The 19009-nt window shown below is 42.9% G+C and carries 19 protein-coding genes; 15 read left to right on the top strand and 4 right to left on the bottom strand.

From position 1 onward, the window contains the following. The first annotated feature begins 158 nt into the window (after window positions 1–158). From ACWGXJ_RS11735 to ACWGXJ_RS11745, 3 genes are all read left to right on the top strand, one after another. Window positions 159–1448: a glycoside hydrolase family 27 protein gene (locus tag ACWGXJ_RS11735; RefSeq protein ID WP_452566792.1), complete on the top strand. Its 1290-nt coding sequence runs from the start codon at window positions 159–161 to the stop codon at window positions 1446–1448. A 258-nt stretch (window positions 1449–1706) separates the two neighbouring features. After that, complete coding sequence (locus tag ACWGXJ_RS11740; RefSeq protein WP_452566793.1) at window positions 1707–2750, top strand: carbohydrate kinase family protein; 1044 nt, start codon at window positions 1707–1709, stop codon at window positions 2748–2750. A gap of 648 nt (window positions 2751–3398) precedes the next feature. After that, window positions 3399–5138: a proline--tRNA ligase gene (locus tag ACWGXJ_RS11745; protein WP_452566794.1), complete on the top strand. Its 1740-nt coding sequence runs from the start codon at window positions 3399–3401 to the stop codon at window positions 5136–5138. Here ACWGXJ_RS11745 and ACWGXJ_RS11750 read toward each other — a convergent pair. Continuing rightward, window positions 5135–5881 carry a spermidine synthase gene (locus ACWGXJ_RS11750; RefSeq protein ID WP_452566795.1) on the bottom strand — a complete coding sequence of 249 codons (747 nt, stop codon included), beginning with the start codon at window positions 5879–5881 and terminating at the stop codon, window positions 5135–5137. The two genes, ACWGXJ_RS11745 and ACWGXJ_RS11750, sit on opposite strands and share 4 nt — an antisense overlap. Before the next feature lie 236 nt (window positions 5882–6117). Here ACWGXJ_RS11750 and ACWGXJ_RS11755 point away from each other — a divergent pair, with 236 nt between their 5' ends. The 4 genes from ACWGXJ_RS11755 (at window position 6118) to ACWGXJ_RS11770 (ending at window position 9114) form a co-directional block, all read left to right on the top strand. Continuing rightward, window positions 6118–6837, top strand: coding sequence for a YebC/PmpR family DNA-binding transcriptional regulator (locus ACWGXJ_RS11755; RefSeq protein WP_250245220.1), 720 nt, complete (start codon window positions 6118–6120; stop codon window positions 6835–6837). Between the two features lie 168 nt (window positions 6838–7005). After that, complete coding sequence (locus ACWGXJ_RS11760; RefSeq protein ID WP_235306300.1) at window positions 7006–7590, top strand: TetR/AcrR family transcriptional regulator; 585 nt, start codon at window positions 7006–7008, stop codon at window positions 7588–7590. Between the two features lie 166 nt (window positions 7591–7756). Further along, the gene (locus tag ACWGXJ_RS11765) at window positions 7757–8185 is read left to right on the top strand and encodes a nuclear transport factor 2 family protein (protein WP_250261447.1); all 429 of its coding nucleotides are present in this window, start codon (window positions 7757–7759) and stop codon (window positions 8183–8185) included. Window positions 8186–8259: 74 nt separating this feature from the next. After that, window positions 8260–9114, top strand: a complete 855-nt coding sequence (locus ACWGXJ_RS11770) for an NmrA family NAD(P)-binding protein (RefSeq protein WP_235306298.1) — start codon at window positions 8260–8262, stop codon at window positions 9112–9114. Between the two features lie 20 nt (window positions 9115–9134). On the opposite strand, the gene ACWGXJ_RS11775 is transcribed toward ACWGXJ_RS11770, so the two are convergent. The 3 genes from ACWGXJ_RS11775 to ACWGXJ_RS11785 form a co-directional block, all read right to left on the bottom strand. Further along, window positions 9135–10325 (bottom strand): oxalate decarboxylase family bicupin, encoded by a 1191-nt coding sequence (locus tag ACWGXJ_RS11775; RefSeq protein WP_452567892.1) that lies wholly within the window; start codon window positions 10323–10325, stop codon window positions 9135–9137. 88 nt (window positions 10326–10413) lie between these two features. Then, the gene (gene ybaK, locus ACWGXJ_RS11780; RefSeq protein WP_165179711.1) at window positions 10414–10893 is read right to left on the bottom strand and encodes a Cys-tRNA(Pro) deacylase; all 480 of its coding nucleotides are present in this window, start codon (window positions 10891–10893) and stop codon (window positions 10414–10416) included. A gap of 17 nt (window positions 10894–10910) precedes the next feature. Continuing rightward, entirely contained in the window at window positions 10911–11276 is a 366-nt protein-coding gene (locus tag ACWGXJ_RS11785; RefSeq protein WP_446723031.1) for a ribosomal protein L7/L12, read from the bottom strand. A gap of 283 nt (window positions 11277–11559) precedes the next feature. Between ACWGXJ_RS11785 and ACWGXJ_RS11790 the strand changes: the two genes are divergently transcribed. The 8 genes from ACWGXJ_RS11790 to aguB all read left to right on the top strand — a co-directional run bounded on the left by ACWGXJ_RS11790 (window position 11560) and on the right by aguB (window position 18617). Continuing rightward, window positions 11560–12468 carry an ROK family protein gene (locus ACWGXJ_RS11790; RefSeq protein ID WP_081330751.1) on the top strand — a complete coding sequence of 303 codons (909 nt, stop codon included), beginning with the start codon at window positions 11560–11562 and terminating at the stop codon, window positions 12466–12468. Between the two features lie 35 nt (window positions 12469–12503). Then, window positions 12504–13112 carry a DUF1349 domain-containing protein gene (locus ACWGXJ_RS11795; protein ID WP_452566796.1) on the top strand — a complete coding sequence of 203 codons (609 nt, stop codon included), beginning with the start codon at window positions 12504–12506 and terminating at the stop codon, window positions 13110–13112. A 209-nt stretch (window positions 13113–13321) separates the two neighbouring features. After that, on the top strand, window positions 13322–14737 hold the full coding sequence (locus ACWGXJ_RS11800) for a glycoside hydrolase family 1 protein (protein WP_250245222.1): 1416 nt from the start codon (window positions 13322–13324) through the stop codon (window positions 14735–14737). A gap of 293 nt (window positions 14738–15030) precedes the next feature. Continuing rightward, window positions 15031–15411: a VOC family protein gene (locus ACWGXJ_RS11805; protein ID WP_023988486.1), complete on the top strand. Its 381-nt coding sequence runs from the start codon at window positions 15031–15033 to the stop codon at window positions 15409–15411. Window positions 15412–15433: 22 nt separating this feature from the next. Next, window positions 15434–15856 (top strand): sugar O-acetyltransferase, encoded by a 423-nt coding sequence (locus ACWGXJ_RS11810; protein ID WP_452566797.1) that lies wholly within the window; start codon window positions 15434–15436, stop codon window positions 15854–15856. A gap of 154 nt (window positions 15857–16010) precedes the next feature. Beyond that, window positions 16011–16562, top strand: a complete 552-nt coding sequence (gene yfcE, locus ACWGXJ_RS11815) for a phosphodiesterase (protein WP_452566798.1) — start codon at window positions 16011–16013, stop codon at window positions 16560–16562. 118 nt (window positions 16563–16680) lie between these two features. Then, entirely contained in the window at window positions 16681–17712 is a 1032-nt protein-coding gene (locus tag ACWGXJ_RS11820; RefSeq protein WP_250261441.1) for an agmatine deiminase family protein, read from the top strand. A gap of 29 nt (window positions 17713–17741) precedes the next feature. Then, complete coding sequence (gene aguB / locus ACWGXJ_RS11825; protein WP_025721082.1) at window positions 17742–18617, top strand: N-carbamoylputrescine amidase; 876 nt, start codon at window positions 17742–17744, stop codon at window positions 18615–18617. Window positions 18618–19009 lie beyond the last annotated feature (392 nt).

Consider the following 19009-nt stretch of genomic DNA (forward strand, 5'->3'; position numbering starts at 1 on the left):
GTACCACATTCTTTAAGTTAGTCAACTTAAATGTATAAAAAGTGGAAATGGAAAAGATGACGAGCGACAAAAGTAAGGGTTTACATTATAATAGTAACGTAGTAATGAGGGGATTTCTGGTAGCAGGATGAGTTTTACTAGGTGAAAGGATGAATGAAATGAAACATCATTTGACAGCGCATACACCACCTATGGGGTGGAATAGCTGGGATTGCTACGGTGCAGCAGTACGGGAAGAGGAAGTACGGGGAAATGCTCAATATATGGCGGAGCACCTGAAGGAATATGGTTGGGAATATGTCGTGGTGGATATTCAGTGGTATGAGTCAGGAGCAGTTTCTTCACAGTATCGCCCGTTCGTCCCATTGGAAATGGATTCATTTTCACGTCTTATTCCAGCGGTGAATCGTTTTCCTTCGGCAGCAGATGGACGAGGCTTCCAAGCTCTTGCGGAATATGTACACGGTCTGGGATTGAAATTTGGTATACATATGATGAGAGGCATCTCCCGTCAGGCGGTGCACCAGGATACCCCGATTTTGGGAACCACAGCCACGGCGAGACAAATTGCGCATCCCAACTCTATTTGTCCCTGGAACACAGATATGTATGGGGTAGATGCATCCAAGGAAGGCGCACAGGAGTACTATAATTCGTTGTTTGACCTGTATGCGGAATGGGGTGTGGATTTTGTCAAAGTAGATGACATTGCTGCATCACGTCTCTATGGTATTCATTTGGCGGAAATTGAATTGATTAGGCGGGCTATCGCCCAATGCGGACGTCCGATGGTGCTGAGTCTATCACCTGGTCCTGCACCGCTGGAGCATGCATCTGATTTAATTGCAAACGCGAATATGTGGCGTATGACTGATGACTTCTGGGATGTATGGCCTTTACTGTATGGTATGTTTGAGCGCTGCGAGAAGTGGGCGGAACATGTAGGTCCGGGTCACTGGCCGGATTGCGACATGCTGCCACTAGGTCATCTGGGTATTCGTTCGGTAGATTCGGTGGATTCCGGCAGCCATGACCGATGGACACGCTTTACGAAGGATGAGCAGCTAACGATGATGACCTTGTGGAGCATTTTCCGGTCTCCACTGATGTTCGGGGGAGAACTGCGGGATAATGATGCATGGACCCTTTCCTTGCTAACGAATGAAGAAGTGTTAAATGCCCATCGCAACGGTTTGAATGCGCGGCAGGTGTACAGAAAGGATGAACATATCGTTTGGACTTCACATAACGGGGAAGGTCATGTATACGCAGCTTTGTTTAATGCTGGAGATGAAGCTTCAAAGATGCGTGTATCCTTAAAAGACCTTGGTATTGAAGGACAGGCAAATGCCAGAGATTTGTGGAACCATGTGGATTTAGGTGTTTTAACACAAGAACTGTCCGCAGATTTACCTCCTCACGGAGCAGCTCTATTTATTTTGAAATAGAGGATTTTGCAAAAATCCTGAATAACATAATGTAAGGAAGAACTATGCTGCAATTCCAACCCAATCACCCTATCGTATAAGTGGAAGGTAAACTTTACGATAGGGTGATTTTTTTGCATGGGTAACTTTTGGATATTTTAACGGACTCGACATTATTCTTGGGAATTTGACATTTGGAACGTGTTAATTTTATAGGGTGCCTATTTCTGTACAAATTTAAATCATTCTAGCGAATAGACTCGAGAAAGGAGTCAAATCATGAAATTAAAAAAAATCCACAAAAATGAACAGGACGAGCCTTGGCCCTCTAGCAAACCAATACTATGTATCGGGGGGGCCAATCTGGATCGTAAAATCATGATTAAAGGTACATTTCAGCTTCATACCTCCAATCCAAGCAGTACAAGGCTGCAATCTTGCGGTGGGGTAGCACGAAATGTAGCCGAAAATTTAGGGAGGTTGAGCCAACGGGTCAGCCTGCTAACTGCGGTTGGGGACGATGCGGAAGGTGAATTTATTATTGAACAGTCCGGCCGTTACATGCACGTGGTTCCTCTGCAAGTCAAAGGTGAGCCGTCAACTGGGGTTTATACTGCCTTGCTGAATGAGCGTGGTGAACTGATTGTAGCGACAGCAGAAATGGAGATTTATGATCAGATTCGTCCTTCAGTAATTTATGAAAATACTCCTTTAATCGCCTCGTCCCGACTCGTTCTGCTGGACACTAATTTCTCTATGAACGTAATTGCAGCCACCATACATGTCTGCCATGAACATCGGGTTCCGATTGTCGTTTCTTCGGTATCGGCCTCCAAGATGAGAAAGCTTCCCCGAAATTTGCATGGGGTGGAATGGCTGGTATGTAAACCGGTGGAGGCTGAAGCTTATTTGGGGCTAGAACTTACAGATGATCAGCATATGTTGGATGCCACCCGGATTTTTCACAAACTTGGGGTTCAAAATGTCATTTTTATCTGCGGTGCTGATCGAGTTTTGTACGCCTCTCAGGATGGAACTCATGGACAAATTCCTATGCATCCCGTTAAAGAGGTCATTGATGTCACAGGCGCAGATGATGCTTTTATTGCCGGGATGATTTATGGAATCACCCAAGGTTATCCTATGGAGCAAGTGTGCCAATTTGGAATTAGCTGTGTCGACTTGACCCTGCAAACGGATCGGACGGTTTCAGAGACCCTTTCTATGAATAAACTCCATTCTAGGTTTCAGGAGCTATATGGCACACATTCGCAAAATTTTGTGTTTTTCAAGGGCGTGTATTTTAAAAAGGAAGATACATAAGTAATCAAGAGAACTCTACCCTACAACAGCGCGTATTGGGAGCTTCACGTACGTAATGGCCTCAATCAATTAATTGGTAAAAGGAGCATGTTGTCTGATGGACAGCGTGAAATACGTAATTGTTTTTCTGCCACAGTGCCTCCTTTATTTGCTTTTAAAGGGAGGTTCTTTGGTAGTGTCTGCTTTGTTCTGGGTTTTCGCAGGTGTATCCGTTCTAAAGTCTGGCCACTCATTATGCAATAGGGTAACCAACGGAATTTAATTATCTTGAAAATTAAATATCGTTCATGTCCCTGGCTGATCTCAGATAGACGATTATCTCCTTGACTAGAAATTACATTTCGTATAAAGTGGTGAAAATTGTAATATATAGGAATAGTGTAGACCAAGGATCAAAGGTTCAATACCCGCTGTACAGAGAAGAAACTCATGGGCTGAAAGGTTTCTCGCCGCGAATGAACGTTTCCCTGCCTTGCGAGCTGTAGCGGTTTGTAAGATAAACCGTTACCGGCTAGACGCCGTTATCTGATGAAGGACCGTTCCGTGTATGGCTACGGTCAAATTAAGGGTGGTACCACGACACATTCGTCCCTGACGGATGTGTCTTTTTGCGTACATTTTATCGTCCATACAAGGAGGTAGCTACACATGCGCCAAAGCCAATTATTACTGACAACCTTGCGTGAAGCACCCGCAGAGGTCGAAGTGATCAGTCATCAGCTTATGCTGCGGGGAGGATTTATCCGCCAACTGGCGGCTGGAATGTACACCTACATGCCATTGGGCAGACGGGTGCTCAGAAAAGTAGAGCAAATCATACGAGATGAAATGGATCGCGCCGGAGCTGGGGAGTTGCTGATGCCTGTATTGCAGCCAATGGAGCTATGGCAAGAATCAGGGAGATACGATGTTTACGGTCCTGAGCTGATGCGTCTGCAAGATCGACATAATCGAGAGTTTGCATTGGGGCCTACACATGAAGAGGTCATTACGTCTTTAATACGAAATGAAGTGAATTCTTATCGCAAATTGCCTGTAACCCTGTATCAAATTCAAACCAAATTTCGGGATGAACGACGTCCTCGATTTGGCCTGCTTCGTAGCAGAGAATTCTTGATGAAGGATGCCTATTCGTTTGATGCACATTGGGAAGGACTAGATCATACCTATTGGACTATGCTCCAGGCATATCAGCGCATTTTTACCCGCTGTGGTCTGAATTTTCGTGCAGTAGAAGCAGATGCGGGTGCCATTGGTGGCGAAGGTGAAACCCATGAATTTATGGCTCTAGCTGATATTGGAGAGGACACCATTGTAGCATGCACCTGCTGTGAATATGCAGCTAATCTTGAAAAAGCCGTGGCGCGGTCGACGGAGAAAATAGAAATAGCTCCAGTCTCAGATGAAAATGAACATGTCAGCCATCCTTCTTTTGATACAGCTAAAATGGAAAAATTCCATACTCCAGGCCTACGTACAATAGATCAACTGGTTGAATCGCTTCACATAGAACCTGAAGAAATCATCAAAACACTGATTTATATGGCTGACGATCAACCTGTTGCTGTAGTTGTCAGGGGTGATCATGAGGTTAACGAAGTGAAATTTAAACATATTTTAGGTAGTGAAAAATTCGAAATAGCAAGTGCAGACACCGTGTCAAAGGCGACCGGAAGCCCCTCGGGGTTCGTAGGCCCATGCGGATTGACGATCCCTGTGTGGGTAGATTACGCCGTTGTCCAAATGTCCAGCGGTATCGCAGGCGCGAATGAGCTGGATTATCATTATCGACATGTGAATCCAAGGCGCGATATAGATCTTCGGCATGTGGCTGACTTGCGGAATGTCATAGAAGGGGATAGGTGTCCTCGATGTAAGGAAGGGGAATTAAAACTTTATCGTGGGATTGAGATCGGACACGTATTTAAACTAGGCACCAAATATAGTGAGAAGCTGGGTGCGACTTTTCTGGATGCGTCCGGAACGGAGCAAACGATGATTATGGGCTGCTACGGTATTGGGGTTTCCCGAATCCTTTCTGCCATTGTAGAGCAAAATCATGATCAGAACGGAATGATATGGCCTCATGCGCTGGCCCCGTTTCAAGTTCATATTATTCCGATTTCTGTGAAAGACAGGCTTCAGATGCAAATAGCCGAAAAATTATACAACCAGCTGCTGGATCGCGGTGTGGAGGTGCTGCTGGACGATCGTGAGGAACGGCCCGGGGTTAAATTCAAAGACTCTGATTTAGTAGGCATTCCCGTGCGCATCGTCGTTGGTAAAGATGCCGAACACGGGAAAGTAGAGTTAGTGGAACGAAAAAGCTGCAACAAAGAGACGATTCATATCGAAGATGTAGAGAGACGAATATTGGAACTACACTAAGCATCTGTATCCCGTAGAATATGACCTTCTCCAAGTGTAATCTCATGAAAGTCCGCCATCTGACGTGCCTGAAACCGGATTGGCTTGTCCCGACCTACCATAATGATATTTTGAATATCGGCAGCGCCATCCGAGGGGAGCGAGAAAGTTGTGACATAGGCGAATTCTTCACGCAACGTTGTGTGAATGGCATTAATCAGATGGTCGTGTTCACTTTTGCCCATTAAATTCATGATCAGGGAGCCTTCGGAATCCAGCTTTTCTTTGGCCATCTTGAAAAATTCCCAGGATACTAAATGCAAAGGTGTACCCTGCTCTGTGAAGGCGTCCAGAATAATATAGTCATAAGCATCAGGCGCTTCCTTCTCCAGAATGCGTCGTCCATCGCCAACAGTTACATTATCCTGATCGTATCCAAAGAATGTTCGGCTGAACTCTACGACTTGTGCATCCAGCTCGGCAATCTTAAAGCGTTTATCTGTAAAATGACCCGCTATTGTACCTATACCGTGCCCAATAATAAATACATCTTCAAATGACGGATCGTTCAGTTCCATGAGATGGATGATTGCTCTAGGATATTCGAACAAAATGCGTTGCGGATGATTCAAGTCCACCGCGCCTTGGATGGCTGTATTTGAAAACTGCATCACCCGAAATAATCCCTTTTCACCGTACAGCTCGGTGGTTTCGTATACTGTGATTTCATGATTATGGCTCAACTTTTTGTACAAGACATCCAATTAAATGATCTCCTTCAAGTCAGACTTCCTCCTCATCTTAGACATGGATAGGGGGATTGTCCATAGATGAGGAGAATTGAAAGTTCATATTTCCAAGCATCCCTAATTAGGTAGAATTGTTTATTTTTCCATAACGGAGTTGTTTGAACTTGTTCGTATGTCCTTTAGGAGATATAATATACAAGGATATAATGAAGTTCGTTGTGTATATTCATACAGGAAGAGAGCGGGATATTATGGGACGTAAGTGGAATAACATTAAAGAAAAGAAGGCATCCAAGGATGCTAATACGAGTCGTATATATGCTAAATTTGGCGTGGAAATTTATGTGGCAGCCAAACAGGGCGAACCTGATCCTGAATCCAATCGGGTATTAAGAGTCGTTTTAGAACGTGCAAAAACGTACAATGTACCCAAAGCAATCATTGACCGTGCTATTGAAAAAGCAAAAGGTGCTGGCGATGAAAACTACGTAGAACTTCGTTATGAAGGTTTCGGACCGAACGGTTCCATGGTCATTGTAGATGCACTGACCAATAACGTTAATCGTACAGCATCGGATGTGCGTTCTGCTTTTACGAAAAATGGCGGTAGCCTGGGCGTGAGCGGATCTGTAGCCTACATGTTTGATTCAACAGCAGTTATTGGTCTGGTGGGTAAAACCGCAGATGAAGTGCTGGAGCTGTTGATGGAGGCAGATGTAGAGGTGCGAGACATCATTGAAGAAGATGAAGCCGTCATCGTATATGCAGAGCCTGATCAATTCCATGCTGTGCAGGAAGCTTTCAAACAAGCAGGAGTGACTGAGTTTACCGTTGCGGAGCTCACCATGCTTGCCCAAAATGATATTTCTCTTCCAGAAGATGCACAGGTTCAATTCGATAAATTGATTGATGCATTAGAAGATTTGGAGGATGTTCAGCAGGTTTACCATAATGTAGACTCTGACGAATAGTCGGATTGCATCATTTACATCTGAGCGTTTGTATAAAATAAACATTCCTAAACCATCGTATCGGTACGATGGTTTTTTTGTAAATAAACTTATAAAAAATCAATTTTATTTTCTTGACTGATCAGTCTGTAAAAATTATAATCATAGGCAAGGAGGTGAACATAAGGTTTGGGAAGAGCTAAAGAATTTGATACTGAAAGTGTTCTACGAAAAGCTATGGCTGTATTTGGAGAGCATGGTTATGAGGGAACTTCTCTGACAATTTTACTGGATCAGTTGGGTATAGCGCGGCAGAGTCTTTATGATACCTACGGAACGAAATATGATTTGTTTTTTTCGGCTATTCAGCTTTATATACGTGACAAGACCGAAGCCGTAGTTCATCTGCTCAGTCAACCTGGGAGCATTAAGGATGCAATAGCGATGATTTTTAATGAATCTGTTAGAGTGTTGACGGATAAGAGGATGTCCAAGGAATGCTTTATTATGAACAGTGCTATTGAACAGGCTCCGCATCATCATGAGATCAAAGCTTTTATTTCTGAAAACACAGAAAAGCTTGAACTTGCTTTTTACGACGCCCTAGTCCGCGCCCAAAAAGAAGGGGAGATTCATGCTACGGAATCTGAGCTATTGTCAATCGCCAGATTTCTAAATCATGCCCGACTATCGTTGACATTTACCGCCAAGACAGGCGCGAGCACTGAGGTGCTTAGAGATATTGTGCGTACAACGCTGTCGATTTTAGATTGATCTTTATGAACGCTTAATAGCGTTTATTTTTTGAACATTCCAGACTGATTGGTCAAATTTTTTTTGAGTATTATAGACTGTTCAATCTAGAATGCTTATGTTTATTTTAGCGTCTTGAATTCGTTTTTTAAGCAGGAACTAAAAATATATTTGCGAGGTGTCTACCATGACAATCAATCCGAATACTGACGAAGTAAAACAGCAAGCGCAAGCAGTCATGCATAAATTTACGAGCAACCTGTTAGAAGAAAATATGGAGCAATGGATTTCATTATTTGATGATAACGCTGTTTTCGAGTTCCCTTATGCACCTAAGCATTTTGCACAAATGCTTCAGGGCAAAGCAGCAATTTACGAGTACATTAAGGAGTTTCCTAATATACTTCGGATTCAGCATTTCTCTTCACCAATTATCCATACGACAACGGACCCGGATTTATTCGTGGCCGAGTTCGCCTGTGAGGCGCAGGCTGTGAGCACAGGTAAACCGTATAATCAAACCTACATTTCTGTTATTAAGCTGAAGAACGGAAAAATTATTCACTACAAAGATTACTGGAACCCTTTAGTAGCTCTTGAAGCCCTGGAATCATAAATGAAAGAGTTCAAGCCTCATAGGGATATGGATATCTAGGCGAAAACAAAAAATTTAAATAGGAGTTGAATTTCATGAAAGACAGAAATATAGCGTTGATTACAGGAGCAAACGGCAAAACAGGTAGCCGTGTAGCCGCCAGACTTACGCAACTTCAGCATCCGGTACGTTTGGCAGGACGTGCTCATCCTGCCGAATGGGAAGGGAAAGATTATGTATATTTTGATTGGTATGATGAATCAACACATGCACAGGCGCTGATGAATGTAGATAAAATTTATTTGGTAGTACCTGTGCTGGATGTCAATCCCGCCAAAGTGATGATTCCTTTTATTGAGAGGGCCTTGAGAGAAGGAGTGCAAAGGTTTGTGCTGTTAGGGAGCGCATCTGTGCCTGAGGACGGACCAGTATTTGGACCTGTGCATCAAGCACTACGTAGATTAGCTCCAGAGTGGGCTGTATTGCAGCCATCCTACTTTATGGAGAATTTTACAGAAGGTCAGCATGTAAGTACCATCAAAAACACCAGCACGATTTATAGTGCGACAGGAGAAGGGAGAGTAGGTTTTGTCAGTGCAGATGACATTGCAGAAGTGGGAGTACGAGCTCTGATTGACGATAAACCACATAACATAGCTCATGTCATCACTGGACCTCAGTCACTAACCTATGGCGAAGTCGGTAAGATTATTGGGAAGTTAACAGGCCAAGCAATCCAGCATATCTCGTTGCCTGATGAAGAGCTAAAAGCGGGCATGGTTCGAGCTGGAATGCCTGAAGAATATGCAGATATGCTGGCGGGATTGGATAGAAGGATACGTGAAAATGGAAGTGAAGATCAAGTTACTCATACCGTAGAGCGTGTCACTGGGCGCCGTCCGATATCATTCGAGCAGTTTGTTCTGAGCCATGGGGATAGCTGGAAATAATCATGACAAAGTTGTTCCCGTTATTTCTTTTTAGGGTCATAAGAATAACCAGGATATTTGACGACGGGCCATTTTACCTTTCGTAAATTAGAGATTACATCAACACCTACATGTAAATTACTCTGAATCAGTTCTGTGGGCGTAAGAGCCATCCATTGATTCAGGGAAACATCCGCAAAACGGTCACTTTTAAACATTTCAAGAAACCATAATGAGCTAGAGCCAGTATTTTGAATGTAATGACCATAAGCAAAAGGCACATATCCGACATCTCCGGCTCTAAAATCAAATGTGCGGGCAGCGCCATTACCACCAAAGACAGTCATCCGTCCTTGCCCTGTAAGATAGTATTGCCATTCGTCATTATTGGGGTGCCAGTGCATTTCTCGCATGGCTCCGGGCTCAATCTCAACAAGGGCGGCTGCGATGGTTTTGGAAATCGGAAAATTGGAGGAGTCAACGATGCGTACGCTTCCGCCCGGTGTTTTGATTGGGGGCTGGGCTAGTAATTCATGCTTGAAGGATTGGGGCAACGTCCCGTAAGGAGAGGGAAGCGCTTGGCTTTGAATTGAACCGGGAATTGAATCCTGATAGATGTATACTTGGTCTTGAGGAATTGCTGCAAAATCAGCTTCTGGTACACCAAAATTTGCAGAAAGTACGTCTTTGGGAGTATGTGCGAACCAATCCGAGATGGATAGGGTGTTCAGATCGGAAAAGCTGCCATCATCAAAAACCAGCAGAAATTCACAGCCATCCTCAAGCCCCTGTATAGAGTGGGGAATGCCAGGAGGAAAATACCAGAGATCCCCGGGACCCACATCAGCAATAAAATTACGTCCATTTTGGTCAACTGCCGTAATACGAGCACTTCCCAACAGCATATAAGACCATTCCGCCTGCTGATGCCAGTGAAGCTCACGTACACCTCCCGGCGTCAAACTCATATTCACCCCGGCAAGGGTTGTGGCAATAGGTAATTCTCTTACCGTTACTTCTCTTGACCACCCACCATGATTAAGCTGCATATGGGCGTCAGAAAAAGAAAATCTCATATTCGGAATGAGACCATTGTCCGTTACGGGGGGAACCAGCATATCGGGATTTTGTAGATCCCTCATCACATCACGTGGGCCCTTGTCGATGCCCCCAGCACCATCGCTTCTGATGGGTTGGGGGATTCTTACATTTTTCGGGCAATCATTATGCATCATTAGATCTTCCTTTCCAGGTTGAAGCTTGATGAAGCAAGGAATTAGAGAAAATATGCATAAAGATTTTATGATCATGTGGTGAGTTTTATGCTGTATGCGTCAGATCTGCAAACTGTGCTTGAATGATTTGAGCTAAATCGTGTGGACTCAACTCCAGTTGGGTCCCAATTTTCCCACCGCTCACAACGATGGCTTCCAGTTCCAATGCAGGCTGGTCGATAAAAGTGGGGTAGAGCTTTTTCATTCCTATGGGGGAGCAGCCACCGCGAATATATCCCGTATACTTTTGCAAATCCTTAACTGGAAGCATTTCAATTTTTTTCTCTCCCGCGCATTTGGCTGCTTTTTTGAGATCAAGCTCTTTATGTACAGGGATTACAAAAACAAACAGATTTTGTTTGCTGTGTGCAATCAAAGTTTTGAAAACCATTTCTGGGGCTCTCTCTATTTTCTCAGCCACATTCATCCCGTCTATTTTTCCGTCTTGATGATCATAACTCAAAATATTGTATTGTATGTGTTGCCTATCTAATATGCGCATGGCGTTTGTTTTGCTGGCACTCATCTTATTTCTTCCTTTCTTTAGAGTTTTTCCAATTGATCGACATAATCCTTTGCATCCTTAAGGGAAAGATCCTTAGCGGTTCTCAGCTCTTTTATGGCTTGAATCTTTTTTCCTTCCCTAATTAGCAGGAGCAACTTTTCATTGATATCTTCTGAAGCTCCTGCATCTAGAACATGTGAAGGAGTGGCAGCAATAGTACCCGACAGCGATGTTCCTTGTATTCCTGAACGATTTTCAAGACGCTCCACGTCGGATTTCAGGTCATTAAGACGCGATTGAAGGCTATAGACCTTAATTAAAAGTATGACGGAGAGGAGCAACGCGATTATTGCTATATACTCAATAGCTGACAACAGAATCCCTCCTATTTCACTTAGTTTCATTGCAAAGATGCCGCACTAAAAATTTGTTTCTTATTTATAGTATAGCATGATGATAGAAGAGAAGAGGAAGACGCGTTCAAATTGACTTTTTGCAGGCAGAGCGGTATATTACAACTTATTATAAACCTTTTAATAAATACTGGAAAAGGAGTGTATTCAAATACAACCAGTCTCCAATAATACTATTCGGGTTAAACAAATTAATGTAGAGTTAGTTAAAAACACACTGAAATCCAAGGAATATGCAACCAAGTCATCCATAGCCAGTATCACAGGTCTTAGTGTGGCAACCTGCGGAAATATTCTGAATGAGCTTCTTCAAACCGGGGAAGTATTAGAGACGGAATTGGAAGAATCGAACGGCGGACGTCCGGCTAGACGGTACAAATATAACGCTGATTATTCATATATTATCTGTTTAAATGTGAAAACGGAAGGCGGTATACATTCTCTTACTTATGCTGTTGCCAATTTGCTTGGTGATATCATCATCGAGAATACTTCCATAGTGCCCCATATTGATTATGAGGTCATAGAAACCCAAATTGGAGAGCTGATTAATAACTATGGAAACGTCAAAGCCATTGGGATTGGCATTCCTGGGGTTGTTCATCAAGGGATTATCGATGTTTGCGATCTCGACCTGCTCATAGGAGTCCCTGTAGGTCCACGGCTTCAAGATAAATACGGATTAGAAGTTACCATTGAAAATGATATGCATTTGACAGTCTACGGATTTTATAACATGCAGAATTATGATGAGGATAAAACCTTTGCTATTGTTTCGTTTCCCAAGGACAATTTCCCGGGAGCGGGTTTTATTGTCGACGGACATTTGTTAAAAGGAAATACCAAGTTTGCGGGGGAGGTGTCCTTCTTACCCTTTGATTTAACAAGAGAGGAACAGCTTAAACAGTTAAATAGCACAGAGGGATTTGTTCCTCTGGCGATCCAAACGATAACTTCCATTATTGCAATTATAGACCCTGTATCTATCGCTTTGACTGGAGAGTTATCCAAGCCGACTCTGTTGGACGATATTTATAACGGCTGTCTAAAAGATGTACCCAAAGAACATATGCCCGAGATATTTGTGAAAAACGATACGCATGATGAATATATGTATGGGTTGATTTCGGTGACCCTTGAAAGTCTGACGTACAATTTGCAATTGGTGGAGAAAAGGAAATAGGACATCGTTCAATAAAGCATGAGAGGATGAGATCAATGACTCAAAGATCAATTGCATGGACTACAGGAACATGGACTAATCACCCTGTATCATCCATAGAAGAAGACCAGTTTCTTAAAGTTGAAACCAGAGAAGGAAGCGACTACTGGGAAAAAACTTTGTATGGATTTGAACGCAGTAGCGGACATTCCCTGCTTACAGACTGGGAAGAAGGCTCAGCCATCGAAGTCACGTTTCAATTAGGCTCATTTACGGAGCTCTATGATCAGGCCGGTATAATGCTGTATCAAGGACAGCAAAAGTGGATTAAAGCTGGGATTGAATTAAATGACGGAATTCCTCAATTAGCTGTCGTAGTCACAGATGGCTATTCCGATTGGTCATTAGCTCCTGTACCTGAGTGGGTAGGGAAAAATGTCACGATTCGTGCTTCACAGCTACAGGATGCAGTTATCATTAGAGCTCGAACCGAAAATCAAAGCTGGCGCACCGTACGTGTAGCACGTTTTCCTTATGAAACGGGACAACAGGCGGGTCCTTTTGCCTGCGCGCCGACTCGAGCCGGCTTTCAGGTTATTTTTACACGTTGGGTAAGCACTGAACCAGATAGAGATATTCATGTAGATCCGCCAATTAAAGAATAGTCATTTTACTCAATAATAGAAGAGTTATAAATATGGGAGTACTTATTGGAGATAATACAGTTATAAGCTCTAGAAGTTTTTAAAATAATACTTGACATGAAACGCGTTACAAACCTTAAGATTCATTTAGAAGTACTTATAACACATTAGCATAGAGGTAACGTATTTCTATCTAGTTAATGAAAAACATCAGCAAAGGCGGAGAAAATATGAGTACACAGTTTCCAAAAGATTTCCTGTGGGGCGGAGCAGTTGCTGCTAATCAGCTCGAAGGCGCTTATCAAGAAGATGGAAAAGGCTGGTCCATTCAGGATGTAACTCCTCGTGGTGGCTGGGGGCCCGTTACGGATGTACCAACAGAAGATAACATGAAGTTGATCGGTATTGATTTTTATCATCATTATAAAGAAGATATCAAACTTTTTGCGGAAATGGGCTTCAAAGTATTCCGTACTTCTATTGCATGGTCACGTATCTTCCCTAAAGGTGACGAACTGGAGCCTAACGAAAAGGGCTTGCAATTTTATGATGATTTGTTTGATGAACTTCACAAATATGGAATTGAGCCACTCGTTACATTATCTCACTATGAAACACCTTTACATTTATCCAGAGAATACGATGGTTGGGTAAACCGTAAGCTTGTTGATTTTTATGAGCGCTATGCTACAACTGTATTTAATCGCTACAAAGATAAAGTTAAATACTGGTTGACTTTCAATGAAATCAACTCCATTCTTGAAGCACCATTCATGAGTGGAGGAATTAGCACACCAAAAGATCAACTTAGTGAGCAAGATCTTTATCAAGCTATTCACCATGAGCTTGTAGCGAGTGCAAGAGCGGTAAAAATCGGTCACCAGATCAACCCTGATTTCAAAATTGGCTGTATGGTGCTGAGTATGCCTACTTATCCGCTAACACCTAATCCAGACGATGTGATTGCTGCGATGGAATTTGATCACAGAAACATGGCATTTGCCGATATTCACGCAAGAGGTCAATACCCTGGTTACATGAAACGATTCTTTAAAGAAAACGGAATTTCTATTCACTTTGAACCAGGTGATGCCGAAGATTTGAAGCATACCGTTGATTTTATCTCGTTCAGCTATTATATGAGTACTTGTGAGACAGCTGACGAAGCTAAAAAAGTCAAAGGTGAAGGTAACATCCTTGGTGGTGTCATCAATCCGCATCTCGAGGCAAGTGAGTGGGGCTGGCAAATTGATCCGCAAGGTCTGCGTTATGTCCTGAATACGTTCTATGATCGCTTCCAAAAACCATTGTTCATCGTTGAAAATGGCCTGGGCGCCGTTGATGAACTGATCACGAATGAAAAAGGCGAAAAAACGGTTGAGGATGACTACCGAATCAACTACCTGAATGATCATTTGGTTCAAGTTGGAGAAGCAATTGAGGACGGAGTAGAGGTTTTGGGCTATACGTCTTGGGGATGTATTGACCTTGTCAGCGCTTCGACCGCTCAGCTTAAAAAACGTTATGGCTACATTTACGTAGACCGTCATGATGATGGCAGCGGTACACTTGAAAGATATCCGAAGAAATCGTTCCATTGGTACAAAGAAGTTATTGCTACGAACGGTGAAAGCTTGAAACGTTAATTTATAAATAAACCAGTGATTAAGTATTAAATATACAATGAAGGCTTATAGATAGCGACCGCTTCTTCTCTTTTACGAAGCGGTCGCTAATTTTTTAGGGGTATTAGCAACCGAGTTACAAGCTGAAGACGAAAGCGTTATTTATTGATAATTGATGATAAATAGATTGGACAAAAATGAATTACTGAGATATATTGAGACTTATTAAAACGTTAATAATAACGATGTTAAAAATTGAGTCCAGTATAAATTAATGATTTTTTAATGATGAGGGCTGCAGAAGGAGGAAAATAATGAAGATTGAGCATGTAGCGATCTGGGTGAGGGACTTAGAAAAGATGAAAAGCTTTTACGAGCAATATTTTGATGGAAAATCTAACGATAAATATTATAACGCTACAAAAGGATTTGAGTCCTATTTTATCACCTTTGAGGATGGAGCAAGGTTAGAGGTTATGCGTAAAACGGGAGTAGATCATTCACCACAGATAAATATTACGGGCTGGGCTCATGTGGCATTTTCCGTTGGAAGTAAAGCTCGGGTGAATGAAAAGACAGAGCAGCTCATGCATGCAGGATATGAAGTTGTGGGTCAGCCAAGATTGACAGGTGACGGCTATTATGAAAGCGTAATTAAAGATCCAGAAGGTAATTTGGTGGAAATTTCAATGTGAGTAGCTTTCCAGTTCTGAAGAGTTGATTGAAGAACGTTTATACGCCAAAAGTCTCTGCCACGAATATAATCAGCTTCATCCTAGAAATATCGAAGAACGAGAAACACTCATCAAAACTTTACTTGGGAAGACAACTGATAGATTCCTGATTGAGCAACCTTTTGTGTGTGACTATGGCTATAACATTGAAATCGGTGAAAATTTCTATAGTAACCATAATACGATCATGCTTGATGGGGCAAAAATCGTTTTCGGTGATCATGTGTTTATTGCTCCTAACTGCGGATTTTATACTGCGGGTCATCCTCTTGATGTAGAACAACGTATCGGTGCAGGAAGTGTTGTTACCAAAGATATCCCTTCTGGTGTGATCGCTGCTGGAAACCCATGTAAGGTAATCCGTAAAATCACCGAAGATAATAAGACCAAGTACAAAAGGAACTAATAATAAACTACAGCTCACTCGGAGCTGTAGTTTATTGTCTTAAAAGAGTGTTACCAAACAAAAGAACAATTTTGCACAGATTTGTTCAGGGAATAATGCAATAATGTACTTAAGTGGAATATTTTTTAGCCTAATCAGAAAGGAAAGAACAATCATGAAATTGATGTTTATATCAGATATTCACGGCTCATTACACTGGTTGCAATTGGCACTGGAAAAGTACAGGGAGGAGAAAGCCGATCGTCTTGTTCTGCTCGGAGATTATATGTACCACGGACCACGTAATCCGTTACCAGAAGGGTATAATCCGGCAGAAGTGGCAGCTCTGCTGAATAAGTACAAGTCCCATATTGCGGTTTCTGTGCGCGGAAATTGTGATGCAGAGGTGGACCAGATGCTACTGGAGTTTCCTATGATGGGTGATTATGCTTTGTTGCACCATGAAGGACGGCGAATCTATGTCACGCACGGACATGGCTTTAGTATCGGAAATTTACCACCACTGGAAGCGGGAGATGTGTTCATCCAGGGACATACTCATATTCCGGTAGCGGATGTGGAAAATGGGGTCTTTATACTGAACCCCGGTTCGATCTCGCTGCCAAAAGAAAACTATTCATCCTCTTACGGTGTGCTGGAGGGAGCACAATTCACTGTGAAGGATTTTGATGGGAATACGGTGAAAGCAATCACGTTTTCAAAGTAATTTATTCCAATGTAAATGTAAATTATTAAAACTTTTCCGCTTCGATTGAGACAAAGATCATATTATTGTATGATAGGAGCGGAGTCTACATTATGAAAAAGAAAGAGAGCTTCAATACATGCAAATTAAGGATTCACATTATAAGATGCCACCTGAATGGGCGCCACATGAACGCACGTATATTTCTTGGCCTGTAAAATCTTCAATGGTTTACCCAGATATGCATGGCGATGTATGCAAGGGGTATGCCGGAATTGTACGCGCAATGGCGGAATTTGAACCAGTTACTGTGGTCGTAAATCCGGATGATCTGGAGAGCGTTAAGGCGCTTGAACTTGGGGAACGGGTAGAACTGCTGCCGATTGAGCACAGCGATGCGTGGCTGCGTGACAACGGCCCTACTTTTCTCACAGACGAGCATGGTCAATTGGCAGGTGTAAACTGGAAGTTTAACGCCTGGGGCGGCAAATACGCTCCATGGGATCTAGATGACCAGGTTGCGCCGCAAATTTTGGACCAACTTGGAGTTCCACGGTTTGATGCACCGCTGGTGATGGAAGGCGGCTCATTGCACGTAGACGGCGAAGGCACACTGATTACAACCGAAGAGTGTTTGCTCAATCCCAACCGAAATCCGGAATTAAGCAGAGAAGAAATTGAACGGTATGTATGTGAGTATACAGGTGTCGAGAAAATAATATGGCTAAAACGTGGTCTTAGTGGCGACGAAACAGATGGTCATGTGGACAATATTGCTTGCTTTGCAGCTCCTGGCAAGGTCATTATGCAAGTATGTGATGATCCTGAGGATGAAAATTACGAAATCACGCAGGAAAATCTGCGTATTTTGGAGCAAGCAACGGATGCCCAAGGCCGTAAGCTGGAAGTGATTCGGATCGGTCAGCCACCGCGCGTGGATTATGAAGATAGCCGATTGACACTGAGCTATATTAACTTCTACTTTGTGAATGGCGGCATTATTTTGCCGGTGTTTGGCGGTACTGCCGCTAAGAGCGATCTTGCAGCTGAGCAAGTGCTGGCAAATGTATTTCCAGATCGCACCATTCGTACTGTAGACGGTATGGCGGTCATCCGTGAAGGCGGTAACGTACACTGTACGACCCAGCAGATGCCTGCTGTAAATCGTTGAACGATACAACATCTAAAAGGAGGACTAACGTGAGAAAAGTAAAAGTGGCAGCAACTCAAATGAGCTGCTCTACCAATATCGAAGAAAATATTAGTAAAGCAGAGAAGCTAGTACGTGAAGCGGCTGCGCAGGGCGCACAAATTATTTTGCTGCAGGAGTTGTTCGAGACTCCATATTTCTGTCAGAAGGAAAAGTCTGATTATTATTCATATGCAACTGAGCTGGAGCACAACAAGGCGGTTAACCATTTTAAGAAGATCGCCAAAGAATTACAGGTTGTGCTGCCCATCAGTTTTTATGAAAAGAAAAACTACGCGCGCTACAACAGTCTTGCTGTCATTGACGCAGACGGTGAAGTGTTGGGTAAATACCGCAAAAGCCATATTCCTGACGGTCCTGGGTATGAGGAAAAATTTTATTTTAATCCGGGCGATACCGGTTTTAAAGTATGGAATACACGTTATGCCAAAATTGGGGTAGGCGTGTGCTGGGATCAATGGTACCCTGAGGCGGCCCGCTGTATGGCGCTCATGGGCGCAGAACTTTTGTTCTATCCGACAGCTATTGGCTCGGAACCGCAGGACTCTGCCATTGATTCCAAAGATCACTGGCAGACCTGCATGCTGGGTCATGCGGCTTCCAATCTGATTCCAGTCATTGCTTCCAATCGGATCGGAACTGAAACGGACGAGGACTCCAGTATTACATTCTACGGTTCTTCCTTTATTGCCGGACATCAAGGTAACAAGATCGCAGAAGCGGGTCGTACCGATGAGGAAGTGCTTACTGCTGAATTTGATCTGGATGAGCTGGAAGTAGGACGGATTGAATGGGGCATTTTCCGTGACCGTCGTCCTGAACTGTACAATATGATTGCCACCTATGATGGTGATTTAAAAGTATAATCTGTATACGGATAGACAAGTCTCCCTTGACGTCAAGCTGAGGTGTTTCCTTTCATTGGACTCACCCGGCTTTTCGGGCAGGGGATTTTGGAGCGTGTACCCAACGATTTCAAAAGAACAGATCGGTAGGCGGTTCGGAATATTAGCATGATTTTTTTCACACAAAAGGGACATTCCTCACAGGTTTGTTCCTTTTTTATGTCTTAATCCAGTTAATCTATAGACTGAAACTATGATTCACTACATAAAATAGCATTAGAATTTATGAATTAGATGATATAAAATCAAACCATAAGGAATGATCGTACTCAATAATATCTCGAAATTCCCAAAAGTGAAAAAAATCACATATGAGAATGCTTTAATGGAAGCTTGAACATGAAATTTGTAAA

The sequence above is a fragment of the Paenibacillus sp. S33 genome (assembly GCF_053615415.1).